General features: G+C 62.6%; 1 protein-coding gene. It reads left to right on the top strand.

Going from position 1 to position 470, the window contains the following annotated elements:
• Positions 1-470: SLBB domain-containing protein (locus HA630_RS00510; RefSeq protein ID WP_208299881.1), on the top strand; the 470-nt coding region annotated here is incomplete at both ends.

Raw genomic sequence — 470 nt, 5'->3', positions numbered from 1 at the left:
CGCATCATGGGCTCGAACTTCTCGTTCCAGCTGCACGCCCACCACGGTTTCGGTGCCTACATTTGCGGCGAAGAAACCGCGCTGCTCGAATCGCTGGAAGGCAAAAAAGGCCAACCGCGTTTCAAGCCGCCGTTCCCGGCCAGCTTTGGCCTGTACGGCAAGCCCACCACCATCAACAACACCGAGACCTTCGCGGCGGTGCCCTGGATTATTCGCAACGGCGGCCAGGCTTACCTCGAATGCGGCAAGCCGAACAACGGCGGTACCAAGATCTTCTCAGTCAGTGGCGACGTGGAGCGTCCCGGCAACTACGAGATTCCGCTCGGCACCCCGTTCAGCAAGCTGCTGGAGTTGGCGGGCGGCGTTCGTGCCGGTCGCCAGCTCAAGGCAGTGATTCCGGGCGGCTCGTCCGCCCCGGTGCTGCCGGCCAACATCATCATGGACTGCACGATGGACTACGACTCCATCAG

Source organism: Aquabacterium sp. A08, assembly GCF_011742065.1.
The sequence above is the reverse complement of the archived record's forward strand: the minus strand, read 5'-3'. Positions and strand labels throughout refer to the sequence as shown.